The organism is uncultured Maribacter sp. (genome assembly GCF_963977385.1).
Taxonomy (GTDB): Bacteria; Bacteroidota; Bacteroidia; order Flavobacteriales; family Flavobacteriaceae; genus Maribacter.
In genome coordinates this window covers 26,369-36,476 of record NZ_CAXBOU010000029.1, presented here as the reverse complement: position 1 = coordinate 36,476, position 10,108 = coordinate 26,369, and the positions used below count along the sequence as shown (strand labels likewise).

Here is a 10,108-nt window from a genome sequence, read left to right as displayed (position 1 = left end):
ACTAAAGTTAAGCAAAAACAGTATTTTTATCAAGGACTTGTGCAACAGGCACAACATATAAATATAATTTTGCTAAGCAAAAGAACTTATAAATTTCGATTATGAATGAAATGCTCGAATTTTTTCAAAATTTATTTGAAACATCAGATTGGCCTCCTCGTTGGGTATGTGGCAAGTGGAGTGATTTTCATGGTTGGTTATATATCGGTAGTGATATAGCGATATGGTTGGCTTATTTTATTATTCCAGTTGTAATAGTATGGTTTGTTCAAAAAAGACCGAAGGTGCCATTTTTACCTGTGTTTTGGCTTTTTGCAGCTTTTATTATCTTTTGTGGAGCGACACATATTTTAGATGCAATTATTTTTTGGTGGCCTGCATATAGGTTAAGTGCATTGATTAAATTTTTAACGGCCATTATTAGCTTTGCTACCGTTTTTGCCTTAATACGTGATTTACCGAAATTGTTAGATGCAAAGGCGCCAGCCGTATCATCAGATAATGAGATATCTCGATTAATGGTAGAATTAGAAGAAAAAAACAATGAAATTTTAAGATTAAAAAGACAGCTGTCGCAATAGTTTTGATGGTTAGACAACAATCAACTCCAACATATATAAAAAACACTATTCTTTATGCAATAGCAATATTCATTGCGGTAATTATTTACTACATAGAGATACAAGTACCACCAAGTATTGCTTTAGGAGGGGTTTATTGTTTAGTGATACTTTACAGTTGGATATTGCCTGGTAAAAATATTTCAATTTATACTGGTTTTTTCTGTACCGTTTTAATCATTTTAGCGATGATTAATAAATCGGAATCAATCCCACAAGGTGGTTTGGTTGGCCTAAATACATTCATATCCATAATAGTAGTTTGGATATGTGTTACATTGGTGTCAGCTGCAAAAAGTGGCTATGCTGGTATGGAGAGAGTGATGTTGTCACTTGAAGATAAAGTTTGGGAACGCACAAATGCATTGAATAAAAGCCGTAAAGGGCTAGAGATAAGTGAGAAGGCATATAAATATCTTTATGAGAATTCGAATGAAATGCATGCTAGTGTAGATTTTGATGATAACCATATATTACGATGTAATGATACCTTATGTAAAAAATTAGGTTACTCAAAAGAAGAACTTTTAGATCAGCCTGTAGAATTGTTATATCATTCGAGTTGTATTGAAGTTTTCGAAAAGTCATTATTGAATTTCAAAACAGAGGGCCATATAAAAAATGTTGAACTTCAATTACGGACGAAGACCGGTGATAAAATTGAAGTTATTTTAAATGTGACATCAGTCAAGAGTAAAGAAGGTAAGATTACCAATTGTAGATTTAGTTGGACGGACATAACGGAACTAAAAAGATTAAATATTGAACGAATAGCCTATGCCCAAAGATTAGAAATTAAGAATAAAGAGCTCGAGCAATTTACTTTTATTGCTTCACATGATTTACAAGAACCTTTGCGTACGGTAACCAGTTTTTCAGAAATACTTTCAAATGAATATTTTGACAAGTTTGACCAAACAGGAAAAGACAGCATTAATTTTATATTAGAGGCTACTGGTAGAATGCAGAACTTGGTTAAAGGATTATTGGATTATAGTAGACTAGGGAAGGATGCTAATAAAGAAAAAATTGATTTTAATGAAATACTGTCTAACTTAAAAAAAGATTTAAGCTTAAAAATAATAGAGACCGATACCGAATTTGAGTATAAAAAGCTTCCAGAAAATTTTATGGGTTATAAGAGTGAGTTAATTCAGTTATTTCTGAATTTAATAATCAATTCAATGAAATTTAGAGTTAAAGACAGAGTTGCAAAAATTAAGATATCCTCGACGGTGAACGATGCAGAATTATTATTTTGTGTAGAAGATAATGGAATAGGTATTTCAAAAAATCATCAAGATAAAATCTTTAAAATTTTTAAAAGGATTTATAGTAGAAAAAAATATGAAGGTACAGGTATTGGTCTAGCCCATTGTCAAAAAATTGTAGATTTGCATGGAGGTAAAATTTGGGTAGAATCAGAATTAGGAATGGGAAGTAAATTTTACTTCACACTTAAAAATTAAGTTATATGATTGCTTTAAAAAAAAAATTGAAATGTATTTTATTGATAGATGATGATTATGCTACAAATTATATTCATAAAAGGGTAATTGACAAAGCGGAGATTACAGAAAATGTCGTCGTCGTAGAAAGTGGTTATGATGCTTTAGAATATTTAAGAGAAACCAACATTGAAGAATACCCAAGACCAGATATTATATTTTTGGACATTAATATGCCAGGAATGGATGGTTTTGAGTTTTTAGAGGAGTACGAAAAGCTGAAAGAGTTACAAAAGGGTAATATTATTTTAGTAATGCTGACTACATCCTTAAATCCTGAAGACAAAAATAAGTCTGATTCCATTTCAACAATTAATGGTTTTAGAAATAAACCTTTAACGGCAGAAATTTTGCAAGGTGTCATAGATGATTATTTTCCAGATTATAAATAGGATATCACCTTTTAATAAGCACTTTATGGCTTTCTTTTTTTATGGTTAAACCTCCTATCTTTACATAAAATACTTAATATGGATTTAAATTTAGCAGTACTGATTGATGGCGATAATATACCATCTGCCTACGTAAAGGAAATGATGGAGGAAATTGCTAAATATGGTAACCCTACAATTAAGCGTATTTATGGTGATTGGACGAATCCCCGTTTAGGAAAATGGAAAAATGTATTGCTTGAAAATGCCATTACACCTATTCAACAATATGGTTATACCCAAGGTAAAAATGCTACCGATTCAGCCATGATAATTGATGCAATGGATATTCTATATACCGGTAAGGTAAACGGATTCTGCATTGTAAGTAGTGATAGTGATTTTACACGTTTAGCTACAAGATTACGAGAAGCAGGTATGCAAGTATTCGGTATTGGTGAGCGTAAAACGCCCAACCCATTTATAGTTGCTTGCGACAAATTTATATATATCGAAATTCTTAAAAGTAGAACGGAAGAGGAAACATCTGATTCTATTAGTAAAACCCCAACTGAAAAGAATACCGTTGATAAGATTACGCCAAAAGCCCTACGTTTTATAGCCACAACTATTGATGATGTTGCCGATGATGATGGTTGGGCATTTTTAGGTGATGTAGGTAGCTTGTTGCAAAAGAAACAGCCAAATTTTGACTCTCGAAACTATGGGTTTCAAAAATTGACACCATTAATTAATTCGATTCCCCATTTTGAAATTGAGCGACGAGAAGATTCTAAAGGACGTAAGAAGCTTATTTACGTAAAAATTAAAGAGAAGAATACTTCTAAGGGTAAAAAGTAACAACTCCATTTTAAAAATTATTTAGGTAGGTTTCTAACTTTCAGTTTGTCTGAAATTTGACATAATCCATTGTATTAGTTTTTGTATTTTTCAATTCAAATTCTGAGACCATGAAACATACCCTGTTTTTATTATTATTTGTTCTAATTTTTAATTCGTGTAAAGAAACTTCGAAGAAAGACTTGTCTACTGAAGATAGGCCTATTGCTGAGGTATTTACTGAATTTTACGAGTTTAAAAAGAGCATCAACCCTATAGAAGCAACAAAAGCAGGTTATTCCGAATACAACGATACCATAGCCGATTATATCTCAGATGATTATATTCTTCATTTAAAAGACCGTTATACCTACTTTTTAGATGAATTGAATAAGTACGATGCTACTAAAGTGAGTGAGGCTGATTGGATGAGCTTACGCGTTATGAAGTGGGATTGTTCAGTAAAACTAGAAGGTGTTATGAACCCGATAGTTACAGTAGCGTCACCAATTTATGACCTTCCTAGTTTTGAATTAATGTCTCTTTTTCAAATACAATCACTGCATTTGTATGTTGCCCAGTTGGCAGGTGGTACAAGTGTACAGCCATTTAAAACCATAGAAGATTATAATAATTGGTTAAGTAGATTAGAAGATTATATCACTTTTTTAGATACTTCTATCATTAAAATGAAATTGGGGGTTAGTAAGGGCGTTGTATTGCCGAAGGTTCTGACTTTAAAAATATTGCCACAAGTAAGATCGTTTATTGATATTCCGCTAGAAGAACATCTCTTCTATCAGCCAATATTGAATTTTCCTGATGGAATATCAGATGTTGATATGGAGATATTAAAAAGTAATTATACGCTCTTTATTCGAGATAAATTGACGCCTAAATATGTAGAGTTGAATCAATTTTTAACTGAAGAATATTTACCTGAATGTAGAGAAACAAGCGGATTATTAGATTTGCCTAATGGAAAAGAAACGTATCAGTATTTAATAAAATTACATACGACGACAACTATGAATGCTGATGAGATTCATGCTTTAGGTTTGTCTGAAGTGGCGCGTATTTCTGGTGAAATGGAAATCGTCAAAAATCAAATTGGCTTTAAGGGTAATTTAAAATCCTTTTTTAATTCTCTTAGGTCTAAGAAAGAATTAATGCCTTTTACCAAACCAGATGAGGTAATTGCTAATTTCAATTCTATTAATGACCGCATTGCATTACGTATTGATTCTTTATTTGCATTAACACCAAAAGCCGGATTCAATGTACGCCGAACAGAAGCTTTTAGAGAAGCATCTGCAAGTGCCGAATATGTGCCAGGATCAAAAGATGGTTCAAGAGCTGGTATTTTCTATGTTCCTATTCCCGATGTAAAATCATATAATGTAATACATGATGAAGCTTTGTTTTTACATGAAGCCATACCAGGGCATCATTTTCAATTATCATTACAACAAGAAAACAAAAATCTACCAGAATTTCTTCACCCAGAAAGTATGGGTGTTTTTGTTGAAGGTTGGGCGCTTTATGCAGAATCGTTAGGTAAAGAATTAGGAGTGTATACCGACCCTTATCAATATTTCGGAATGTTGAGTATGGAGATGCACCGAGCTATTCGCTTAGTGGTTGACACAGGTTTGCACGCTAAAGGGTGGTCTAGAGAAGAGGCAATACAGTATTCTTTAGATAATGAAGCTGAGTCAGAAGAAAGTATCATAGCAGAGATAGAACGTTATATGGCCACTCCGGGTCAGGCGCTATCCTATAAACTAGGTCAATTAAAGATTAGGGAATTGCGCACGAAAGCAGAAAAAATGCTTGGAGCTAATTTTGATATTCGTGAATTTCATAGTCAAATTTTGAATTCGGGGAGTTTGCCATTGGTATTGCTAGAGGAGAAAATAGACAGGTGGATCACTAGTCAAAATAAATAATGTAGTAAAATGCTGACAATTCAATAAAATATTAAAAGATTATGCACGTTTACGATTTATAGTTTAATGCTGCTACGAATGAACATAACTCAGATTTTAGTAAAAGGTATTTTTTTGATTCAATTATTGTATTTGGTTTCGCCAATTAATATAGAGAAATCTATTAGTGCCATTGATACTTTTCAAGAGAAGATGATTTCTAAAGAAGCCGTCTTAGGAGTTTGGAAATATACCATGTCTAATGTTGATTCTCCTTATGAGAAAGGTGTTTTGTTCATCTCTAAAAATGATACTACGTTTGATGTAACCATTACATACCCTACCGGAGTACTTACAGGTCAAGATGTTATAGTTCAGAATGGACGTATCAATTTTAATATGAATATTGCAGGTCTAGAACGTGTTTCATTTGTCTTGATGGCAGAAGGAGACCGAATCATGGGAGAGAGCTATTCTAATAATGGATCTAATCAAATTTTAGGCGTACGCCAACTACCTGGGCGTTAAAGATTTAAATCTTACCAAAAAAATACTTAGTTTTCAATATAATTTAAAGTGAGCGTGTTGCTAATGCTTTAATGATTGTTGTTAAACTAATTTTTTGTGTTTTGAAAAAACTACTACCCATTCTACTCGTTTAATTATCAGGTTGCGAACTTATGAAAGAGAAGGTCGACCTAGTTATTGTCAATGCCAACATTTATACTGTAAATGGTGAGTTTTCAAAGGCTGAAGCTTTTGCTGTACAAGATGGAAGGTTTATCGCCGTTGGTACAACCGATGAAATTCGTGATGTCTATACTTCCGATCAACTTATTGATGCAGATGGTAGAGCTATAACCCCTGGCTTAATTGATGCTCATTGTCATTTTTATGGATTAGGATTAACTCAGCAATTGGTGAATTTAGTAGGAACTACTAGTTTCGAAGAAGTATTAGAGAAGGTAAAGGAGTTTCATGCTGCAAATCCGAAAACATTTTTAAGGGGTCGAGGTTGGGACCAAAATGATTGGGAAATTAAAGAATATCCTACTAAAAAAGAACTAGATGTCCTTTTTCCAGATATACCTGTTGCTTTAGAGCGTGTTGATGGTCATGCCTATTTGGTAAATCAGAAAGCGTTAGATATGGCCGGTATAGACTGGAGTACCAAAGTAGAAAGGGGTGAAATTGAAAAAAAATGGAAAGACGGTTTTTCTGGTATTACCGGGATTTTAATAGATAATCCTATGCAGCTTATTGATAATATAATGCCTGCGCCAACAGTAGAAGATAAGATAAAGGCCTTAAAAGATGCTGAGCGTATTTGTTTAAATCATGGGCTAACAACTGTGAATGATGCAGGTATAGATAGAAATACCATTGAACTTATCGACAGTTTACAACAGGCTGGTGAGTTATCAATAAGGGTTTATGCTATGGTGAGTAATAACAAAGAAGATGTTGATCACTTCATAAACAAAGGTCCTGTTAAAACAGACCAGCTTAATGTTCGTTCGGTAAAAGTATATGGAGATGGGGCTTTAGGTTCTAGAGGTGCGGCATTAAAAGAACCTTATAGTGATTTACCTGGTCATTTTGGGGCGATGGTAACACCAGTGGCAGAAATTGAGAATCTCGCTAACCGTTTGGCTCTTTCAGAATATCAAATGAATACACATGTCATTGGTGATTCTGCAAATATTGCAGTATTGAGAGCTTATAAAAAAGCATTAGATGGACTCGAAGATAGACGTTGGAAAATTGAACATGCACAAATATTAACAGAAGGTGATTTTGATTATTTTGAAGATGGTATTATTCCTTCAGTTCAGCCAACACATGCTACCAGCGATATGTATTGGGCCGAGGATTGTTTAGGAGAAAGAGTAAAAGGGGCCTATGCCTATAAAACTTTATTGAATAAGGCGGGTATGGTTGCTTTAGGTACTGATTTTCCTGTAGAAGATGTTAGTCCGTTTTTAACTTTTTATGCGGCAGTATCGCGCAAAGATACTAGTGGATTTCCTAAAAGTGGTTTTCAAATAGAAGAAGCTTTAACTAGGGAAGAAACGCTTAAGGGAATGACAATATGGGCTGCCTACTCGAATTTTGAAGAAGATGAAAAGGGAAGTATAGAGCCTGGTAAATTTGCAGATTTTGTAATCTACGATAAAGATATGATGACTGTTCCATTAGAGGAAATACCAGATATACGTGCAGAGCAAACATTTGTGAATGGCGTAGTTCGTTAAAAAAGAAAAACCTCGGTCCATAGACCGAGGTTTTTAATATGTGTTCTTTTATAAAATTACATTGTAATTGGAACGGCAACTCTTGTTTTGTCCCAACCCATTACTAATTGTGCTACACCATCAACATCTTTGAATGCAATAGAGAATTCTTCAAGTGATGAGGCATCAGAACCATTAGGGACTGTTACACGAGCAACATCAGAAGCTTCATCATAAAAGTAAGAACCCCATTGGTTTAAATTTTTATTTAAAATAACAGTCCATACTTCTTCACCAGGTATGGTAAATAAAGAATAGGTACCCGCTTTAACATCTTTTCCGCCAAATTTCACATCTTTATAAAATGTAATTTCAGGAGCTTCATTTGCTCCTGTTCTCCAAACTTTACCCGTCGGAGCCAATTCATCCATAGAACGTCCCTTCAATTGTGGTCTACCATATATGATACGAACTGATTTTTCAGAAACTTTGTAATCGGTTGGGTAGGCAGCCATATCCATAGGACTTTTGTCGATACCTGAAAATTCTTGAGCTGATATCCCAGTTGTTAAAACTAAGGCCACCATTAATGTAGCACGTGTAATAATTTTTTTCATAATAATTGTTTTGGTTAACTAGGTCATAAAATTAAGCAGTTCCTTACAGTCTAATTAATAAAAAGAAGTTAAATTTTGGTTGGTTACATTTTTCTAAGTTCTTTGGATATTTTCATCAAAATTCATTTTAAATTTAATTAAAAATGAGTATTATAGTTATAATATGTAATCATATTTGATATAAGTGTTTTCTAATTGAAAGTAAAAATAGATATTTGTATATCGAATTGATATAATAATTAGATTATGTGTGGAATAGTATGTGCATTTGATGTTAAGGAAAGTACTGAAGTACTTAGGCCTCAACTTTTAGAAATGTCAAAGAAAATAAGACATAGAGGTCCAGATTGGAGCGGTATCTATGCAAATGATAAAGCCATTTTAGCGCATGAGCGTTTGGCAATTGTAGATCCAGCTTCTGGTAAACAACCATTATTAAGTCCGAATGGTAAATTGGTATTGGCTGCCAATGGAGAAATATATAATCATAGAGAGTTGCGTAAGCAATTTGAAGGTAAATACGATTTTCAGACAGAGTCTGATTGTGAAGTTATTTTGGCTTTATACCAAGAAAAAGGAGTTGATTTTTTAGATGAAATGAACGGTATTTTTGGCTTCACTATTTATGACGCTGAGAAAGATGAATATTTTGTTGCTCGTGACCATATGGGAATTATTCCATTATATATGGGTTGGGATAAAAACGGTACATTCTATGTAGCTTCAGAGCTAAAAGCTTTAGAAGGTATATGTACTAAAATTGAGTTATTTCCTCCAGGTCATTACTTGCATAGTTCTGACGGAGAGTTGAAGAGATGGTATTCTAGAGATTGGATGGAGTATGATGCCGTAAAAGATAATGCGACAAGTATTCAAGAAATTAAAGAAGCTTTAGAAGCTGCAGTGCACCGCCAATTAATGTCTGATGTACCTTACGGTGTATTATTGTCAGGTGGATTAGATTCTTCGGTAACTTCTGCAATTGCTAAAAAATATGCACAAAAGCGTATTGAAAGTGGTGATACTACAGATGCTTGGTATCCACAGTTGCATTCATTTTCTGTAGGACTAGAAGGTTCACCAGATTTGGCTGCGGCAGAAAAAGTAGCTAAACATATAGGGACTGTTCATCATGAAATAAAGTTCACTATTCAAGAAGGTTTAGATGCTATTAAAGATGTAGTATACAATTTAGAAACGTATGATATCACAACTATTCGTGCGTCTACACCAATGTATTTAATGGCTCGTGTTATTAAGTCGATGGGTATTAAAATGGTATTGTCTGGTGAAGGTGCAGATGAGTTGTTCGGTGGGTATTTATATTTCCATAAGGCTCCTAATGCTAAAGAATTTCATGAAGAGACGGTTCGTAAATTAAGCAAGCTTCATATGTATGATTGTTTGCGAGCAAACAAATCCTTGGCTTCTTGGGGTATAGAAGGTAGAGTGCCATTCTTAGATAAAGAGTTTATAGATGTAGCTATGCGTATCAACCCGCAAGATAAGATGATCAATGGTGAGCGTATGGAGAAATGGGTTGTTAGAAAAGCCTTTGAAGAAATGTTGCCAGAAAGTGTAGCATGGAGACAAAAAGAACAATTCTCTGATGGGGTGGGTTATAGTTGGATCGATACATTAAAGGTGGTTGTAAACGAAGAAGTAAGTGACGAACAATTGGCCAATGCTAAATTTAGATTCCCACTACAAACTCCGACATCAAAAGAGGAATTTTACTATCGTTCCATATTTGAAGAACATTTTCCATCAGATGCAGCTGCTTTGTGTGTACCGCAAGAAGCTTCTGTAGCGTGTAGTACTCAGATAGCTTTAGAATGGGATGCGGCGTTTAAAAACATGAACGATCCTTCTGGTAGAGCAGTTGCTAACGTACATAGTGACGCATACGTAAAACAATAGGGTTTGAATTAGTCATTTTTTCTATTGTAAAAACCCCGTCTATTTAATAGACGGGGTTACTTTTTTTATT

9 protein-coding genes are annotated in these 10,108 nt (G+C 33.9%); 8 read left to right on the top strand and 1 reads right to left on the bottom strand.

The genetic code is table 11. The features are described 5' to 3' along the window. The first annotated feature begins 101 nt into the window (after positions 1-101). From AAC084_RS20625 to AAC084_RS20595, 7 genes are all read left to right on the top strand, one after another. The gene (locus AAC084_RS20625) at positions 102-581 is read left to right on the top strand and encodes a hypothetical protein (RefSeq protein ID WP_339842185.1); all 480 of its coding nucleotides are present in this window, start codon (positions 102-104) and stop codon (positions 579-581) included. A gap of 5 nt (positions 582-586) precedes the next feature. After that, positions 587-2,089 carry an ATP-binding protein gene (locus AAC084_RS20620; protein ID WP_339842184.1) on the top strand — a complete coding sequence of 501 codons (1,503 nt, stop codon included), beginning with the start codon at positions 587-589 and terminating at the stop codon, positions 2,087-2,089. 5 nt (positions 2,090-2,094) lie between these two features. After that, on the top strand, positions 2,095-2,520 hold the full coding sequence (locus tag AAC084_RS20615; protein WP_339842183.1) for a response regulator: 426 nt from the start codon (positions 2,095-2,097) through the stop codon (positions 2,518-2,520). 78 nt (positions 2,521-2,598) lie between these two features. Then, a complete protein-coding gene (locus tag AAC084_RS20610; RefSeq protein WP_339842182.1) occupies positions 2,599-3,360 on the top strand; it encodes an NYN domain-containing protein in 762 nt (253 codons plus the stop codon). Between the two features lie 110 nt (positions 3,361-3,470). After that, on the top strand, positions 3,471-5,288 hold the full coding sequence (locus AAC084_RS20605) for a DUF885 domain-containing protein (RefSeq protein WP_339842181.1): 1,818 nt from the start codon (positions 3,471-3,473) through the stop codon (positions 5,286-5,288). A gap of 78 nt (positions 5,289-5,366) precedes the next feature. Further along, positions 5,367-5,795 (top strand): hypothetical protein, encoded by a 429-nt coding sequence (locus AAC084_RS20600; protein WP_339842180.1) that lies wholly within the window; start codon positions 5,367-5,369, stop codon positions 5,793-5,795. Positions 5,796-5,947: 152 nt separating this feature from the next. Beyond that, on the top strand, positions 5,948-7,522 hold the full coding sequence (locus AAC084_RS20595) for an amidohydrolase (RefSeq protein WP_339842179.1): 1,575 nt from the start codon (positions 5,948-5,950) through the stop codon (positions 7,520-7,522). A gap of 56 nt (positions 7,523-7,578) precedes the next feature. Here the strand turns inward: AAC084_RS20595 and AAC084_RS20590 are convergent, their stop codons facing one another. Next, on the bottom strand, positions 7,579-8,118 hold the full coding sequence (locus tag AAC084_RS20590; RefSeq protein ID WP_339842178.1) for a DUF2911 domain-containing protein: 540 nt from the start codon (positions 8,116-8,118) through the stop codon (positions 7,579-7,581). Positions 8,119-8,364: 246 nt separating this feature from the next. Between AAC084_RS20590 and asnB the strand changes: the two genes are divergently transcribed. Continuing rightward, positions 8,365-10,038: an asparagine synthase B gene (gene asnB, locus AAC084_RS20585; protein ID WP_339842177.1), complete on the top strand. Its 1,674-nt coding sequence runs from the start codon at positions 8,365-8,367 to the stop codon at positions 10,036-10,038. Positions 10,039-10,108: the final 70 nt, after the last annotated feature.

Excerpts from the sequence above, each read along its gene's own strand:
- AAC084_RS20625 (WP_339842185.1), top strand. The coding sequence starts at position 102 with ATGAATGAAATGCTCGAATTTTTTCAAAATTTATTTGAAACATCAGAT.
- AAC084_RS20620 (WP_339842184.1), top strand. The coding sequence starts at position 587 with ATGGTTAGACAACAATCAACTCCAACATATATAAAAAACACTATTCTT.
- AAC084_RS20615 (WP_339842183.1), top strand. The coding sequence starts at position 2,095 with ATGATTGCTTTAAAAAAAAAATTGAAATGTATTTTATTGATAGATGAT.
- AAC084_RS20610 (WP_339842182.1), top strand. The coding sequence starts at position 2,599 with ATGGATTTAAATTTAGCAGTACTGATTGATGGCGATAATATACCATCT.
- AAC084_RS20605 (WP_339842181.1), top strand. The coding sequence starts at position 3,471 with ATGAAACATACCCTGTTTTTATTATTATTTGTTCTAATTTTTAATTCG.
- AAC084_RS20600 (WP_339842180.1), top strand. The coding sequence starts at position 5,367 with ATGAACATAACTCAGATTTTAGTAAAAGGTATTTTTTTGATTCAATTA.
- AAC084_RS20595 (WP_339842179.1), top strand. The coding sequence starts at position 5,948 with ATGAAAGAGAAGGTCGACCTAGTTATTGTCAATGCCAACATTTATACT.
- AAC084_RS20590 (WP_339842178.1), bottom strand. The coding sequence starts at position 8,118 with ATGAAAAAAATTATTACACGTGCTACATTAATGGTGGCCTTAGTTTTA.
- asnB (WP_339842177.1), top strand. The coding sequence starts at position 8,365 with ATGTGTGGAATAGTATGTGCATTTGATGTTAAGGAAAGTACTGAAGTA.